General features: G+C 35.7%; 18 protein-coding genes. 9 read left to right on the top strand and 9 right to left on the bottom strand.

The genetic code is table 11. The features are described from left to right. The first annotated feature begins 55 nt into the window (after positions 1 to 55). Positions 56 to 379 carry a LysM peptidoglycan-binding domain-containing protein gene (locus BK577_RS08775; protein WP_078432549.1) on the top strand — a complete coding sequence of 108 codons (324 nt, stop codon included), beginning with the start codon at positions 56 to 58 and terminating at the stop codon, positions 377 to 379. 140 nt (positions 380 to 519) lie between these two features. Then, entirely contained in the window at positions 520 to 1,632 is a 1,113-nt protein-coding gene (gene ispG, locus BK577_RS08770; protein ID WP_078432548.1) for a flavodoxin-dependent (E)-4-hydroxy-3-methylbut-2-enyl-diphosphate synthase, read from the top strand. A gap of 62 nt (positions 1,633 to 1,694) precedes the next feature. On the opposite strand, the gene BK577_RS08765 is transcribed toward ispG, so the two are convergent. Then, the gene (locus BK577_RS08765; protein WP_078432547.1) at positions 1,695 to 1,883 is read right to left on the bottom strand and encodes a hypothetical protein; all 189 of its coding nucleotides are present in this window, start codon (positions 1,881 to 1,883) and stop codon (positions 1,695 to 1,697) included. Between the two features lie 100 nt (positions 1,884 to 1,983). Then, the gene (locus tag BK577_RS08760; protein ID WP_078432546.1) at positions 1,984 to 2,373 is read right to left on the bottom strand and encodes a hypothetical protein; all 390 of its coding nucleotides are present in this window, start codon (positions 2,371 to 2,373) and stop codon (positions 1,984 to 1,986) included. 140 nt (positions 2,374 to 2,513) lie between these two features. Here BK577_RS08760 and BK577_RS08755 point away from each other — a divergent pair, with 140 nt between their 5' ends. Next, the gene (locus BK577_RS08755) at positions 2,514 to 3,083 is read left to right on the top strand and encodes a hypothetical protein (RefSeq protein ID WP_245823452.1); all 570 of its coding nucleotides are present in this window, start codon (positions 2,514 to 2,516) and stop codon (positions 3,081 to 3,083) included. A 38-nt stretch (positions 3,084 to 3,121) separates the two neighbouring features. Here the strand turns inward: BK577_RS08755 and zur are convergent, their stop codons facing one another. From zur to BK577_RS08740, 3 genes are read right to left on the bottom strand one after another with little or no spacing between them, the layout of a single operon-like run. Then, a complete protein-coding gene (zur, locus tag BK577_RS08750) occupies positions 3,122 to 3,535 on the bottom strand; it encodes a zinc uptake transcriptional repressor Zur (RefSeq protein ID WP_078432544.1) in 414 nt (137 codons plus the stop codon). Continuing rightward, positions 3,532 to 4,374, bottom strand: a complete 843-nt coding sequence (locus BK577_RS08745; RefSeq protein ID WP_078432543.1) for a metal ABC transporter permease — start codon at positions 4,372 to 4,374, stop codon at positions 3,532 to 3,534. Before BK577_RS08745 ends, zur begins: the two co-directional genes overlap by 4 nt. A gap of 15 nt (positions 4,375 to 4,389) precedes the next feature. Further along, a complete protein-coding gene (locus BK577_RS08740) occupies positions 4,390 to 5,151 on the bottom strand; it encodes a metal ABC transporter ATP-binding protein (protein WP_026558727.1) in 762 nt (253 codons plus the stop codon). A 178-nt stretch (positions 5,152 to 5,329) separates the two neighbouring features. Here BK577_RS08740 and BK577_RS08735 point away from each other — a divergent pair, with 178 nt between their 5' ends. Beyond that, positions 5,330 to 5,584, top strand: coding sequence for a DUF2624 domain-containing protein (locus BK577_RS08735; protein ID WP_078432542.1), 255 nt, complete (start codon positions 5,330 to 5,332; stop codon positions 5,582 to 5,584). 128 nt (positions 5,585 to 5,712) lie between these two features. On the opposite strand, the gene BK577_RS08730 is transcribed toward BK577_RS08735, so the two are convergent. Then, positions 5,713 to 6,606 carry a deoxyribonuclease IV gene (locus tag BK577_RS08730; protein ID WP_078432541.1) on the bottom strand — a complete coding sequence of 298 codons (894 nt, stop codon included), beginning with the start codon at positions 6,604 to 6,606 and terminating at the stop codon, positions 5,713 to 5,715. Between the two features lie 11 nt (positions 6,607 to 6,617). Then, the gene (locus BK577_RS08725) at positions 6,618 to 7,934 is read right to left on the bottom strand and encodes a DEAD/DEAH box helicase (RefSeq protein WP_078432540.1); all 1,317 of its coding nucleotides are present in this window, start codon (positions 7,932 to 7,934) and stop codon (positions 6,618 to 6,620) included. Positions 7,935 to 8,140: 206 nt separating this feature from the next. Between BK577_RS08725 and vrrA the strand changes: the two genes are divergently transcribed. Together vrrA and BK577_RS08715 are read left to right on the top strand one after the other, a co-directional pair. After that, positions 8,141 to 8,788, top strand: a complete 648-nt coding sequence (gene vrrA / locus BK577_RS08720) for a VrrA/YqfQ family protein (protein ID WP_078432539.1) — start codon at positions 8,141 to 8,143, stop codon at positions 8,786 to 8,788. A 149-nt stretch (positions 8,789 to 8,937) separates the two neighbouring features. Continuing rightward, positions 8,938 to 9,882: a 4-hydroxy-3-methylbut-2-enyl diphosphate reductase gene (locus BK577_RS08715; protein ID WP_078432538.1), complete on the top strand. Its 945-nt coding sequence runs from the start codon at positions 8,938 to 8,940 to the stop codon at positions 9,880 to 9,882. Between the two features lie 44 nt (positions 9,883 to 9,926). Here BK577_RS08715 and BK577_RS08710 read toward each other — a convergent pair whose 3' ends face one another. Together BK577_RS08710 and BK577_RS08705 are read right to left on the bottom strand one after the other, a co-directional pair. Further along, a complete protein-coding gene (locus BK577_RS08710; protein WP_078432537.1) occupies positions 9,927 to 11,048 on the bottom strand; it encodes a Nif3-like dinuclear metal center hexameric protein in 1,122 nt (373 codons plus the stop codon). Between the two features lie 2 nt (positions 11,049 to 11,050). Then, a complete protein-coding gene (locus tag BK577_RS08705) occupies positions 11,051 to 11,323 on the bottom strand; it encodes a tRNA (adenine(22)-N(1))-methyltransferase TrmK (protein WP_078432536.1) in 273 nt (90 codons plus the stop codon). A 164-nt stretch (positions 11,324 to 11,487) separates the two neighbouring features. Between BK577_RS08705 and BK577_RS08700 the strand changes: the two genes are divergently transcribed. The 3 genes from BK577_RS08700 to icd all read left to right on the top strand — a co-directional run bounded on the left by BK577_RS08700 (position 11,488) and on the right by icd (position 15,132). Further along, complete coding sequence (locus tag BK577_RS08700) at positions 11,488 to 11,949, top strand: DUF441 domain-containing protein (protein WP_026560832.1); 462 nt, start codon at positions 11,488 to 11,490, stop codon at positions 11,947 to 11,949. 592 nt (positions 11,950 to 12,541) lie between these two features. After that, the gene (gene citZ / locus BK577_RS08695; RefSeq protein WP_078432535.1) at positions 12,542 to 13,657 is read left to right on the top strand and encodes a citrate synthase; all 1,116 of its coding nucleotides are present in this window, start codon (positions 12,542 to 12,544) and stop codon (positions 13,655 to 13,657) included. Between the two features lie 203 nt (positions 13,658 to 13,860). Then, entirely contained in the window at positions 13,861 to 15,132 is a 1,272-nt protein-coding gene (icd, locus tag BK577_RS08690; RefSeq protein WP_078432534.1) for an NADP-dependent isocitrate dehydrogenase, read from the top strand. The last annotated feature ends 58 nt before the right edge of the window (positions 15,133 to 15,190 follow it).

The raw sequence follows: 15,190 nt of genomic DNA, 5'->3' as shown, positions 1-15,190 counted from the left end.
AATAGGACAAGCATAGGATCATTATATAAAATCCTTTCATTGGAGGATCTAAAAAATGAAGCGATTCTCAATTTTACTCCTATGTTTTTTTATTTGTTATATTATTTATTATGATTTAAAAGTTGGCACACTCCCAGTTATGAATAAAACTGCCATTGTATCTTCAGTACACAATAATAATATTGAAGATAAACAAGCAGCTTATTATGAACATTCTGTCAAACAAGGTGATACTGTTTTAACGATAACAGAGAAATACCATGGTACACTTCCAATTTCAATTGATCAGCTTGTTAAGGATTTTGAAAAACTTAATAATGGTATAAAAGTGGAGGAAATTCAGGTTGGTACATCGTACTTTTTTCCAGATTATAAATAATAGATCATCCTTGTCAATTCATACCCCTCCCTGTAAAATGAGGTTGGAAAGTAGAATTACTAGAAAAAAAGCAGAATCTCAAGTATCATAAAGTTATATGTTCATGAAATGCTTAAACTATTTTAAGGAGCGATTTACACGTGAGTGAAATCATACATCGTACGAAAACAAGACCTGTAAAAGTCGGTAATTTAACGATTGGTGGAAATAATGAAGTTGTTATTCAAAGTATGACAACAACTAAAACCCATGATGTTGAGGCAACTGTAGCTGAAATTAACCGTCTTGAAGAAGCAGGTTGTCAAATTGTACGTGTTGCATGTCCTGATGAACGTGCAGCTAATGCAATTGCCGAAATTAAAAAAAGAATTAATATTCCACTTGTTGTTGATATTCATTTTGACTATAAACTCGCGTTAAAAGCAATTGAGGGTGGAGCAGATAAAATTAGAATCAACCCGGGGAATATAGGGAGAAGAGAAAAAGTAGAAGCTGTCGTAAAAGCAGCAAAAGAACGTAAAATTCCAATCCGAATCGGAGTAAATGCAGGCTCGTTAGAAAAACGGATTTTAGAAAAATACGGTTATCCAACTGCAGATGGTATGGTTGAAAGTGCCCTGCATCATATAAAAATCCTGGAAGATTTGGACTTCTATGATATTATCGTTTCAATGAAAGCTTCTGATGTAAACTTAGCCATTGAAGCATACGATAAAGCAGCTAGAGCTTTTGACTATCCTTTACACTTAGGTATTACAGAATCAGGAACACTTTTTGCCGGAACCGTAAAAAGTGCAGCTGGTTTAGGAGCAATTCTTAGCAAGGGGATTGGAAATACGGTACGTGTTTCTTTAAGTGCCGATCCAGTTGAGGAAGTTAAAGTTGCCCGTGAACTTTTAAAATCTTTCGGCTTAGCAGCAAATGCTGCAACATTAATTTCCTGCCCAACTTGCGGAAGAATCGAAATTGATTTAATAAGTATTGCAAACGAAGTAGAAGAATATATTGCACAGATTAAAGCACCAATTAAGGTTGCCGTTTTAGGTTGTGCCGTAAATGGTCCAGGAGAGGCTCGTGAAGCTGATATTGGTATAGCTGGTGCTCGTGGGGAAGGTCTACTTTTCCGTAAAGGAGAAATCGTTCGTAAAGTTCCTGAAGCGACAATGGTTGAGGAACTGAAAAAAGAAATTGATAAAATTGCGGAAGAACATTATGCCAAGCAGGCCGCAGAGAAAGCTGAAGCAAACGCATAAAAAAGATCATGAATGACAAAGGATATACCACAATTTGTGGATATCCTTTTTTCTTTGTTTTTTTATACATCTTCAGGTAAGATAAACGTTCCAAAATTGCTGCTGTTAGCCAATGAGAGAGCTGAATCCTCTTTCCTGCTATCCTCTTCATAAAACCGTTCCTGGAGCTTCATATTAGCCTCATACGCATCATTATTTATTTGACTGGATTTCACTGGATTGTGAATAGATTGTTTCTTTTTCATTTCCATATGCCCTATCCCCCTACCGCTAAAAAGCTCATGATTGAAATAATAAATTGGGGATTGACCATAAAGATCAACCCCCAATTTCAATGTCTTATCAGCTATTCTAAAAGAACGGCATGATAAAGATACCTAAGATAATTGAAACGACACCTATTCCAATTGCCCAAGCCCCTGTTGTAAGAGCCCCTCTTCTTCTGGCAATAAATCCAACAATTATACCTGCTGCTCCTAAAATGACAGGTAAAATAAATAGTGAAATGATGGATAAAGCTAAGGCCAGATATCCAATACCTTTGCCTTCACCAACTCTTTCACCTCGATCAGTCTCAGTATCAGCTGCCTTATAGGTACCTCCCATATTAACCGGAGCTGCAATTTCAGCAGCTGCTTCTGTTTCATAATCTGTTTCTATTTCTCGATCTAGCGGCGTGATTCCCCTATAATCAGGATTGTCAAAACGATCTCGTTCATTGAACTTATTTTCGTCTGCCATGTAGATCCCATCCTTTCTTAAATAAAGGAGCATTCTTATTATAAACTTAGTGTCAAAAAGTATAACTGTAAAACTTTTCTGTTCGATTAAATTCTGTATGGTACACTATGTATTAGGACTTCATGAAGGAGAGAAAAGAAATGTTACGACTAGGAATCGACATAGATGGTACTGTTACAGATCCGCAAACCTTTTTACCTTATTTAAATCAGTCATTTAAAAAATCCTTAACATATCAAGATTTAACTCAATATGATTTAACAAAAGTTTATAACATTACAGATGCTGACTTTTGGAGCTGGATGGACGAATTCGAGCCTATTATCTATAAAGAAGCACCACTGGCTTTACATGCAAAAGAAGTATTAGATGAATGGAAAGATATGCACCAATTAATGTTTATTAGCGCCAGAAGAAAGCATTTAATGGAAATTACAAATCAATGGTTCAAAGATAAAGACCTTTTTTATCACCATATTGAATTAATTGGGAACCATGATAAACTTGCGGCTGTTAAGGAAAATAATATTTCCATTTTCTTTGAGGACAAGCATGATAATGCCTGCATGATAAATGAAGAACACGGTATTCCAGTTATCTTATTTAATACACCCTATAATCAAGATCCAATTCCAAAAGGGGTTATTAGAGTGAATAATTGGCGTGAGGCAAAGAAATGGGTCCAGCAATGGACCGAAATAAAGATATAAGAAAAAGGAAGGCTAAAAACTGAAGCCTTCCTTTTTCTTTATAATTGACATTGAGGGCATCTTCCATATACTTCAAACTTATGACCGCTTATATCATAATTATTTAGACTATCCGTTAGATTTCCCATTGGACAACCAGGAAGTTCTTTCGTTTTCCCACATTTCATGCAAATAAAATGATGATGGTGGTGTTTTGTGCTACATGTAAATCGAAAGTGCTTTTCACCAGATAACTCTGTCATTTCAAAAATCCCAAGATCAGCAAATAGGGAAAGGTTTCGGTAAATTGTATCGAAACTTAAACCTGGATAATCATCTTTCAAAAATTCCAACACATCTTTAGCTGTAAGATACTTATCATGGTCAGCAAAGAGTTGGAGCATCTCTTCCCTTTTACTTGTGTATTTGTATCCTTTTTCTTTTAATAAGTCGAGAGCTTCTTGAACGTTCATGAAACTTTCCCCTTTGTATATTTAGTCCATATTATTGTCATAATCAAAATAAGAACTGATAGGATGACAATTGTTCCGCCAGGTGCTAAATCTAAATAATAGGCTAGGAATAATCCAATAATAACAGATATTTCACCAAATAGTACAGAAAAGAAAATCGTTTGCTTAAATCCTTTAGCAATTCTAATACTGGCAGCAACAGGTAATGTCATAAGAGATGAAACCAACAAAATCCCAACAATTCTCATTGAGCCTGCAATGACAAGTGCCAGCATAAAAATAAAAATAAAGTGAATAACTTTAGCACTAATACCAGATGCTACCGCATGTTCTTCATCAAATGATAACAAAAAGAGTTCTTTATATAGGAAAAATATGACGAAAATAACTGCAACTGTAATTGCTGAGATCACATACATATCCGCACGACTTACAGCACTTATACTACCAAATAAATAACTGAATAAATCGGTATTAAAGCCGTCAGCAAGCGAAATAAATATAACACTGATCCCCACACCTGCTGATAAAATAATCGGGATAGCCAATTCTTGATAATGCTTATAAACTGTTCTAAGTTTTTCTATGAAAAGGGAACCACCAACTGAAAATGCCATGCCTAAATATAGTGGATTGATTCCTACAAAAGCAGTTACCTTTTTTTCTAATAATAAACTAGCGGCAATTCCAGCCAATGTAACATGACTAAGTGCATCTGCGATTAAAGACATTCTTCTTACAACTACAAATACACCAAGTAAAGGGGCAATTAACCCTATAAGCATTCCTGAAATAAAGGCATTTTGTAAAAATTCATATTGAAAAAGACTACTTAACATTTCATATTTCCTCCATTAGTGGGAGTGATCATGTGATAACACATGTAAGGAGTGTCCGTAAAAGTCGGACATCTCATCATCCTTTAGTGATTCAAATTCTTTGGAGTTCCCATGAAAATGTAAATGCTTATTAATGCATGCAACATGTGACACTTTGTCTGTAATCGTGCCTACATCATGAGTTACCAAGATTAGTGTGATACCAAGATCCTTATTTAAGGATAACAACATATCATAAAAGCTTTGAACCGTTTGAGCATCTACTCCAACAGTTGGTTCATCTAAAATTAACAATTTGGGGTTACTTACAATGGCTCTTGCAATAAACGCTCTTTGCTGTTGTCCACCAGACATTTCTCCAATATTGCGCTTTGCAAAAGCACTTAATCCAACAGCTTCAATCGCTTCATACACTTTTGTACGATCTTGTTTAGTCATAAATTTGAACAATCCAAGCCTAGACGTTAAACCACTTGACACCACTTCAAACACAGATGCTGGAAATCCGGTATTAAAGCTATTTGCCTTTTGTGAAACAAACCCAATTTCATGCCAATTTTTAAACTTTTGAATTTGATGGCCAAACAACTTTATTTCACCTTGCTGAGGTTTTAATAACCCTAATAAACATTTTAATAATGTTGTTTTTCCGGATCCGTTTGGCCCGACAAGCCCCAGAAAACTGCCTTGTTCTATCGTTAAATCTATATTTTCAAGTACTCTTTGCCGCTCATAAGTAAAATTTAGATCTTTTATTTCTACAACCGGTTGATTCATTTGCATCTTCCTTTATGATTTAAGAATCGTTACGATTTATAATCGATTTCTATATGTTAGACTTTTACAACATAAGAATTGTACAGGAATCTTTATAAAATGTAAAGCAATTTGCGTTCTTAAAAAGCGGCACATTTTAATCAAACCTTCCATACATTGTTTTAGAGGAGGTTTAAATATGATCTTATTTCAAAAAATTATCAACCAAAAGTTAAACAACATTTCTGTTGAGGAACTCATGCAATATGCGAAGCAATTTAATATAACAATAGAACGTCCCCAAGCGACTAAAGTTGTAAAAGCTATGCATGGAAAAAACATCAATATTTTTAATGTGAATGAAAGAAAAAAACTACTTACTCAGATTGCAAATATTACCTCTCCACAAACAGCTCAACAAGTAAATCAAATATTCCAGAAATTTACGAACTAACCATACTTATGAGGATATTCAAACTCTGAATATCCTCTTTTTCAAATTGACTTTACGCTTTTAAATAAATATTGCTATGGTTAATTAAAAAGAGAACTACTTTTTGTATGTAGTTCTCTCCTCTTTCCCTATTGATTTAATATCTTTTCTAAAAGTCCCTCATCAAACATTTTTTCTCTGAACATATTAATTTCAAATTTATAAGGAGGCTTTTTATATTTTTTATCTTCACCAACAAAAGGAGTTTCCAAAATCTTAGGAACATTCATTAGAGCTTCGTGATGAACGATTCGATTCAGTGCTTCAAAGCCAATATGACCGAAACCGATATTTTCATGGCGGTCTTTACTAGAACCCATTGGATTTTTGCTATCATTAATATGCAGCACTTTTATTCTGTCCAATCCAATAATAGAATCAAACTGTTTTAGTACTCCATCAAAATCATTCACAATATCATACCCTGCGTCATGTGTGTGGCATGTATCAAAGCAAACTGATAAGTGCTGATTATGAGTCACACCATCAATTATTTTCGCTAATTCAACAAAGGATCTTCCGCATTCAGAACCTTTACCAGCCATTGTTTCTAAAGCAATCTGTACTTCCTGATCTTGTTCTAAAACCTCATTTAAACCTTCGATAATCTTTCGTATTCCTTCATCCACACCTGCACCTACATGTGCACCCGGATGCAGAACAATTTGTTTAGCTCCAAGCGCTTTTGTTCGTTCAATTTCTGAACGTAAAAAGTTTACACCTAGTTCAAATGTTGCCGGATTTGTCGTGTTTCCTATATTAATAATATACGGAGCATGGACGATAATTTCCTCTATACCATTCTCTTTCATATGAGCTTGTCCCGCTTCAATGTTAAGGTCTTCTATCTTTTTTCTTCTTGTGTTTTGTGGAGCACCTGTGTAGATCATAAATGTGTTGGCTCCATATGAAACGGCTTCTTCACTTGAAGTTAATAACATTTTCTTCCCACTCATTGAAACATGTGATCCAATTTTCAGCATTTTTACTCCCCCTATTTTTGTTTCTTTGTTAATCTTCTTTTTCTCTTTTTAATTTGATCCATTTCACGATTCATTTTTTTCTTATAACCAGGTTTTACTTTCTTTGGTTTTTGAACGATACTCTTTGCCAATGCATCAACTTCATCTGTTACCCTTTTTCGATTTTGACGACGTTTACGGTCATCTATATCCTTCCACTCTCCAGCAACAAAATCTTTATTAACAAACTCAATTCCTAGTTTTTCCAGTTTGTTTAATGCATCATCGTCAGAAGTTTCAAACAATGTTACTGCAATCCCCGAACTACCTGCTCTGGCTGTACGACCCACGCGGTGAATATAAAAATCCAACTCTGTTGTTGGAATCTCGTAATTTATAACATGACTTACTCCCTTAATATCAATACCACGGGCAGCCAAATCAGTTGCTACCACGTATTGATATTCTAACTCATTTATTTGTTTCATCATCTTTTTACGATCACGAGGGGATAAATCACCATGTATTCTACCAACTTTTAGCCCCTTCTCTATTAGGGCATCCGCAACAATATCAGCATTTTTTTTCGTATTTGTAAAAACGATTGCTAAAAAAGGATTAAAATCAACTAACATATCATAAACGAGCTTTAATTTATCACGATGTCTTGCAGGTACAAGAACATGTTCTATTTTTGCGGCAGTTGCTTGTTTAGGAGCAACATGTGTAAATCGCGGATTTGCCAAATATTTTTTTAAAAAAGGCTTTAATTTCTCAGGAATAGTTGCAGAGAAAACTAAGATTTGCAGGTTTTCCGGCATTTGACCGGCTACCATATCCACATCCTTGATGAAGCCCATATCAAGCATGAGATCCGCTTCATCTACAACAAACGAACGAACTTTGTTTATGATCAATGCATTCTCTTTTACAAGATCATTAATTCTTCCGGGAGTTCCTACAACAATATGTGGTTGTGTTTTTAACTTTTCGATGGTTCGTTGCTTATCTGTTCCTCCGATATATAGCTTAGCCGAAATTTCATCGGGAGAATAAGTAATAATTTTTCCTACCTCCTGATAGATTTGAGTTGCTAATTCCCGGGTAGGAGCAGTGATGACAACTTGTACTTCTTTTTTCTCCGCTGCTATTTGATTTAATAAAGGCAATAAATAGGCATGAGTTTTTCCTGTACCAGTTTGAGATTGTCCAATTGCACTCTCCCCTTTTAGAATGGAAGGCATTAACCTTTCTTGAATTTCAGTTGGCTCGTAAAAGTTTAATTCCTTTGTCAATGCTTCTATAATAAAAGGTTTTAATGAAAAACGCTCAAATTTTGTTTGTTCCATCCGTATCTCTCCTTTTCGATAAAGCTTTCATATCAATCGATCATAGAAAATTATTATCGAATCACTTTATCAGTCCATCATTAGATTATACCTTAATAAAAGAAAAACTCAAATTCAATTTGTTTTGCAGAAATACCCCAGAAACCAAATACCTCTTTTATGCATAGTCTAGGATAGAGGAACAATTATTGGAAAGGAGGAAAAATATGTTTCAACAAAGACCAATGCCTCCCATGAACACTAGAGGATTCTTCCCTCAGCAAGGTCAAATTCCAATGGGACGACAAGGAATGCCCGGACCCGGTATGGGAAGAGGTCCTCAGTTTGGTTCGATGACGCCAAGAGGAACAGGTGGCGGTGGATTAAAAGGGTTAATATCCCGCTTTCTGCCAGGATCACAGGGTGCTGCTGCAGGTAACCCTCAAGGCTTTATGGGGGGGGCTAATGCAGTCACTAATGCAACTAGGGCTTCCGGAGGACTTCAAGGCCTGATGAATCCATCAAATATTTCAGGAATGCTAGGAAACGTTCAACGTGTTCTTGGGATGGCACAACAAGTAACACCTATGGTCCAGCAATATGGACCACTTGTCAAAAATTTGCCTGCCATGATAAAAATTTATCGTGAACTAAATAGTAGTGATGATTCTGACACAACCTCAGCGGAACCGGAATCTTCTTCTTCCGAAAAAGATGAAGAGTTAAACCAGCAAACCAATACACAACCATCTAATAAGCGAAAGGCTACTCGGCCAATCGTAACTGAAGATAAACAGGAAAAAGAAGCACCGACAACAAGTAGTAAAAAACGAAAGCCTTCAACCAGAAGCTCACAACCTAAAATGTATATATAATATTCTTCTTTGTAATATTCCCTATTCTTCGTTATAATATTAAGAGATTGTTAGTGAAAAAGGCCGTATACACGGCTTTTTTGAGTGGAAACAGGACATGACTATTACTTTGCTCCTGCTCCTATTTGATCTCTTAAGGAGGCAGTTTAATGAATATAATTAAAATCGCACCACGTGGATATTGCTATGGTGTCGTTGATGCCATGGTTATTGCAAAGAACGCTGCTTTAGATAAATCATTACCAAGACCCATCTACATTTTAGGAATGATTGTTCATAATAAACATGTAACAGATGCATTTGAGGAAGATGGAATTATTACCCTTGATGGAAAAAACAGATTAGACATACTGGAGAAAGTAGATCAAGGAACAGTAGTGTTTACAGCTCATGGTGTTTCTCCTGAAGTTAGACGAATCGCAAAAGAAAAAGGGCTTGTTACACTAGATGCAACATGTCCAGATGTAACAAAAACACATGACCTTATCCGCGAAAAGGAAGCTCAAGGATACGATGTTATTTATATCGGTAAAAAAGGGCATCCAGAACCTGAAGGCGCAGTAGGTGTTGCTCCACAGATCGTACATCTTGTGCAATCATCAGAGGATGTCGTAAAGTTAAACATTCAAAATGAGAAAGTCATTGTTACTAATCAAACAACAATGAGTCAATGGGATGTTGCTGATATTATGGAAACAGTGAAGGAAAAATTCCCTCATGTAGAAGTTCACCGTGAAATCTGTCTGGCAACGCAAGTCCGCCAAGAAGCTGTGGCTGAACAAGCAAAAGATGCTGACTTAACAATAGTAGTCGGAGATCCTAAAAGTAATAACTCAAATCGATTAGCACAGGTATCTGAAGAAATTGCCGGGACAAAAGCATATCGTATCTCAGATTTAAGCGAGCTTAAGCTTGAATGGCTTAAGGATGTTCAAACTGTTGCTGTTACAGCAGGAGCATCTACACCGACACCAATTACAAAAAAAGTCATCCAATTCCTTGAGCAATACAATCCGCTAGATGACTCTACTTGGAATGTAAATGATAAAGTACCACTGTCAAAAATATTACCAAAAGTAAAAATAAAAAATTAACCAAAAAGCGTCTGAATTCAGTCAGACGCTTTTTTAATGCACATTTATACAAATTTAAAAGGATTCGTATCTACCCGTGAGCCAAACACATTTACATCAAAATGATGTTCTTCACACAATTCCCCTAACTTTTTAGCTACTCCTTCGATCATGACCTTTTCGACATGATGTCCAGGATCAATCACATTAAGATTTAACATCAACGCATCTTGTGCAACATGAAAATACAGGTCACCTGTTACATATACATCTGCACCCTTGATTTTTGCCTGTTGGATATATTTGTTTCCATCGCCGCCTAATAAAGCCACTTTTTTCACCTTACTGGAAGGGTCACCTACCATTCTTACACGTTCAACTCCAAGGCTATTTTTCACATGCACAGCAAATTCTTCAAGGCTTAATTCATTTTCCACAACACCAATACGCCCTAACCCCATTATTGATCCTTTTTGTTCTAAAGGGTATATATCATAAGCCACTTCTTCATAAGGATGAGCTTTTAACATAGCTTGAATAACCTTCTTTTGTATAGAAGCAGGGAAAATCGTTTCAACTCTTGATTCATCAACATATTCAACTTTTCCTCTTTCACCAATGAAAGGATTGGCTTTATCAAGAGGTAAAAAGCTCCCTTCTCCTTCAGTTGCGAATGAACAATGGCTATATTCTCCAATATGGCCCGCACCTGCTTTTCCCAGTGCATTTCGCAGCTCTTTTTCATATGATGATGGAATAAAAACAACCAGTTTCTTTAGCTGGTCTTCATATGTAGGAATAAACACTTCCACTTCCTTCAATTGCAAGGCTTCTGCTAGTAAATCATTGACACCTCCATTTGCAACATCCAGATTAGTGTGTGCAGCATATACCGCAATATCATGTTTAATACATTTCTCAATCATCTTGCCGTATGCAGTATCTGTTGTCATATTTTTAATCGGTCTAAAAATAGGAGGATGGTGTGCAATAATTAAGTCTACTTTTTTAGCTATCGCTTCATCGACAACTGACTCCACCACATCTAGGGTAACCATAACATGTTCAATTTTTTTATTAAGCGTTCCAATTTGGAGCCCTATTTTATCTCCTTCAACAGCAAGAGACTTTGGTGAATATTGTTCAAATAATTGAATGACTTCATAGCCGTTTGGAATTTTTGTCAATCTTACAATACCTCCTCAATCAGCTTTACTTGCTTACTCAATTCTTGGTATTTTTCATTATTTTCATATGTATAACCTGCTTGTTCTAATTGTTGGATTATGGATTTTAGGTGCTTTAATTCACCAGTCCATTTTTTCAAAAATATGTCCGATTGTTTTTGGGCTAAAAAAGGACCCAGAAGTAAATTCGCTTCATAAGAGTATGTTTGATAAGGTCTCTTTGGATCCCCTTTTTCGGCTACAAGAACCTCATATATTTTATGGTCCTCTTCCATGCTATATGAATATCTACTATCAAAATAGTTGAGCTCATAGATATTTAATTGGTATATAGCATGTTTATTACAAATGGAGCTTGTTTATACTTTAAATTTAAAAATGAAATGATGACATATATAGGAATAGAATAAATCGAAGTAATTTATGGAGGTTTTACATCATGTTTAGTCAATCGTCTTTATTTTTATTTATTCTTTTAGCTATTGGATTTATAGCTAAAAACCAATCATTATTGATTGCAGTGGGAGCCTTGCTTCTAATTAAATTGCTAGGTTTAGAAGCAAAATTATTACCTGCGATAGGTTCGAAAGGGATTAATTGGGGAGTGACGATCATTACAATCGCTGTATTAGTCCCGATTGCAACAGGTGAAATTGGCTTTAAGCAATTAATTGATGCTCTAAAATCATCATATGCCTGGATTGCTTTAGGAGCAGGAATTGCAGTTGCCTTGATTGCCAAAAATGGTCTTACACTACTTGCAGAAGATCCACATATTACAACAGCTTTAGTCCTCGGTACAATTCTTGCGGTTACACTTTTTAACGGTGTTGCAGTAGGACCGTTAATTGGTGCGGGCATCGCTTATTTAGCTATGCAAATTGTTAAGATTTTTAGTTAAGATAGAAAAAATGTCATCATTTATGTAGAAAAAACCTGTACACTAATATAACAAATTTATGTTATGGTATTAATAGCGTTGTAGTTTATATAGAAGAAATCCTTAAAAAAACATTTTTCTAACAAATTTTTAACTATTAAAGTGGTTTTCATTCACAAAAATCAGATAATTGTTTATAATAGGATTAGCTTCAAAAAAAATGCCTACATGCTAGAAGGTAGTTTGCCTGTAGCAAACTGGTTATACTATCAATTCAATTCTTGCTTACCAGATAGTATAAAATACGTCACATGTAATTAATATGTGATATTTTTTCAAAATAATAAAAAATGTAAGCATTTTCTTTCTGCTGCTTGCATGTGAGCAAGCGCTCGATCGTCTAAAAGTTTAAAAGTAAACATTTAAGTATTAACATTCTTGTTCTAAAGAGCCATCATAATGATTTTTTCATATATGATTAGAAAAATATTTGACAAAGCTTCCTTACATAAAGGAACACCATTTAATAGTGAAGTCAATATTTCTTGTACTTAAATCTTTTAAACTTTAAGATGACTCAAATGGGGAATAAAAGGCAAAGGAGAGGTTTTATATGACAGCAACAAAAGGTCTTGAAGGAATCGTTGCAACTACTTCATCTGTTAGCTCAATCATTGATGATACTCTAACATATGTGGGCTACAATATTGATGATTTAGCTGAAAATGCTAGCTTTGAAGAAGTGGTTTATTTATTATGGCACAGAAAACTTCCAAATTCAGAACAACTTGCAGAAATTAAAAAACAGCTTGCTGAAAATGCAAAAATTCCACAGCAGGTTATTGAACACTTCAAATCATATCCTATCGATAAAGTCCACCCAATGGCTGCACTTCGTACTGCTGTATCATTACTTGGTTTATTTGATGATGAAGCAGATGTGATGGAACCTAGTGCAAACTACAGAAAAGCTATTCGTCTGCAGGCACAACTGCCTATAGTTGTCACAACTTTTGCACGAATCCGCAAAGGATTAGAGCCAATCGAACCTAGAACAGACTTATCTATGGCTGCAAACTTTTTATATACACTTTCAGGAAAAGAGCCAGATCAAATTGCAATCGAGGCATTTAACAAGGCTCTCGTATTACACGCAGATCATGAGCTAAATGCATCTACATTTACAGCACGTGTTTGTGTTGCGACATTATCAGATGTATACTCCGGTGTAACAGCAGCAATAGGAGCTTTAAAAGGCCCTCTTCATGGTGGTGCAAATGAGGCAGTAATGAAAATGCTCTCTGAAATAGGGGAAGTTGAAAATGTTGAGAGCTATATCAATGAGAAATTTGCAAATAAAGAAAAAATTATGGGCTTTGGTCACCGTGTATATCGTAAAGGAGATCCTAGAGCTAAGCACCTGAAGAAAATGTCAGAGAAGTTAACTAATTTAACAGGTGAACCGAAATGGTATGAGATGTCAACAAAAGTTGAGGAAATGGTTACTTCTAAAAAGCCATTGCCGCCTAACGTAGATTTTTACTCAGCTTCTGTTTATCATAGTTTAGGTATTGACCATGATTTATTCACACCTATTTTTGCAGTAAGCCGTGTATCAGGTTGGTTAGCACATATTTTAGAACAATATGAAAACAACCGTCTGATTAGACCAAGAGCAGAATACGTTGGCCCTGATAAGCAGGATTATGTTCCATTGGAGCAACGTTAAGCCTTTATTGGATGTCAGTAGTAGTTGATTCCGAATGCATTTCCTCAAGTAAGGAGGGGATGCAAAAAAGGAATCAGTACTACTTAATCATATAAACATATGGAATCTTTTAATTCCAAAAATGAGAGTACTATACTTTAAGATGTTCATATCTATTGGTAGAATAGATATGAAGCAACTACATAATTCGGGAGGTAATTTTCTTGACACAAGGTGAAAAAATTTCAGTAACAAATGGAGTATTAGACGTACCAAATAATCCGGTTATTCCGTATATTGAAGGTGATGGAATTGGACCGGATATCTGGGCTGCTGCATCACGTGTATTAGAAGCAGCTGTTGAGAAAGCATACAATGGGGAAAAAGGAATTGTGTGGAAAGAAGTATTAGCTGGAGAAAAGGCATTCAACCAAACTGGTGAATGGCTACCAACTGAAACATTAGATGTTATTCGTGAATATTTAATTGCAATTAAAGGACCACTAACAACTCCAATTGGTGGAGGAATTCGTTCATTAAACGTTGCTCTTCGTCAAGAACTGGATTTATTCACATGCTTACGTCCAGTGCGTTATTTCCAAGGTGTACCTTCACCTGTTAAACGTCCTGAAGATACAGACATGGTCATTTTCCGTGAAAACACTGAAGATATCTATGCTGGTATTGAATATGCAAAAGGTTCTGAAGAAGTAGAAAAATTAATTAATTTCCTGAAAAATGAAATGGGAGTTAACAAAATTCGTTTCCCTGAAACTTCTGGAATCGGTATCAAGCCTGTATCACAAGAAGGTACTAGCCGTTTAGTAAGAGCTGCAATTAACTATGCAATCGAGCACGGCCGCAAATCTGTAACACTTGTTCACAAAGGAAACATCATGAAGTTTACAGAAGGTGCGTTCAAAAACTGGGGTTATGAGCTTGCTGAAAAAGAATTCGGTGATAAAGTATTCACTTGGGCAGAATATGACCGCATTGCGGAAAACGAAGGTAAAGATGCTGCAAATAAAGCTCAAGCAGATGCAGAAGCTGCTGGAAAAATCATTATTAAAGATTCAATTGCAGATATTTTCTTACAACAAATCTTAACTCGCCCTCGTGAATTCGATGTTGTTGCAACAATGAATCTAAACGGTGACTACATTTCTGATGCTCTTGCTGCACAAGTAGGTGGTATCGGAATTGCTCCAGGTGCAAATATTAACTATGAAACAGGTCACGCGATCTTTGAAGCGACTCATGGTACTGCACCAAAATATGCTGGTCTTGATAAAGTTAACCCATCTTCTGTTCTTCTTTCCGGGGTACTTATGCTTGAGCATTTGGGATGGACTGAAGCAGCTGAATTAGTTATTAATTCTGTTGAGAAGACAATTGCTTCAAAAGTTGTAACTTATGACTTTGCACGTTTAATGGACGGTGCAACTGAAGTTAAATGTTCTGAATTTGGTGATGAATTAATTAAGAATATGGGCTAATGCTTAACTGTTGATGCTTATCTAAAAATGACGGGGTTTGCTTATGTGAAAAAAGATG

It is taken from the genome of Metabacillus halosaccharovorans (genome assembly GCF_002019635.1).
GTDB classification, from domain to species: Bacteria; Bacillota; Bacilli; order Bacillales; family Bacillaceae; genus Metabacillus; species Metabacillus halosaccharovorans.
Note: the sequence above shows the minus strand (reverse complement) of the source record. Positions and strands in the feature narration are given on the sequence as shown.

Excerpts from the sequence above, each read along its gene's own strand:
- BK577_RS08765 (WP_078432547.1), bottom strand. The coding sequence starts at position 1,883 with ATGGAAATGAAAAAGAAACAATCTATTCACAATCCAGTGAAATCCAGT.
- BK577_RS08745 (WP_078432543.1), bottom strand. The coding sequence starts at position 4,374 with ATGTTAAGTAGTCTTTTTCAATATGAATTTTTACAAAATGCCTTTATT.
- vrrA (WP_078432539.1), top strand. The coding sequence starts at position 8,141 with ATGTTTCAACAAAGACCAATGCCTCCCATGAACACTAGAGGATTCTTC.
- BK577_RS08755 (WP_245823452.1), top strand. The coding sequence starts at position 2,514 with ATGTTACGACTAGGAATCGACATAGATGGTACTGTTACAGATCCGCAA.
- BK577_RS08715 (WP_078432538.1), top strand. The coding sequence starts at position 8,938 with ATGAATATAATTAAAATCGCACCACGTGGATATTGCTATGGTGTCGTT.
- BK577_RS08775 (WP_078432549.1), top strand. The coding sequence starts at position 56 with ATGAAGCGATTCTCAATTTTACTCCTATGTTTTTTTATTTGTTATATT.
- BK577_RS08740 (WP_026558727.1), bottom strand. The coding sequence starts at position 5,151 with ATGAATCAACCGGTTGTAGAAATAAAAGATCTAAATTTTACTTATGAG.
- citZ (WP_078432535.1), top strand. The coding sequence starts at position 12,542 with ATGACAGCAACAAAAGGTCTTGAAGGAATCGTTGCAACTACTTCATCT.
- zur (WP_078432544.1), bottom strand. The coding sequence starts at position 3,535 with ATGAACGTTCAAGAAGCTCTCGACTTATTAAAAGAAAAAGGATACAAA.
- BK577_RS08700 (WP_026560832.1), top strand. The coding sequence starts at position 11,488 with ATGTTTAGTCAATCGTCTTTATTTTTATTTATTCTTTTAGCTATTGGA.
- BK577_RS08705 (WP_078432536.1), bottom strand. The coding sequence starts at position 11,323 with ATGGAAGAGGACCATAAAATATATGAGGTTCTTGTAGCCGAAAAAGGG.
- BK577_RS08760 (WP_078432546.1), bottom strand. The coding sequence starts at position 2,373 with ATGGCAGACGAAAATAAGTTCAATGAACGAGATCGTTTTGACAATCCT.
- BK577_RS08735 (WP_078432542.1), top strand. The coding sequence starts at position 5,330 with ATGATCTTATTTCAAAAAATTATCAACCAAAAGTTAAACAACATTTCT.
- BK577_RS08725 (WP_078432540.1), bottom strand. The coding sequence starts at position 7,934 with ATGGAACAAACAAAATTTGAGCGTTTTTCATTAAAACCTTTTATTATA.
- BK577_RS08730 (WP_078432541.1), bottom strand. The coding sequence starts at position 6,606 with ATGCTGAAAATTGGATCACATGTTTCAATGAGTGGGAAGAAAATGTTA.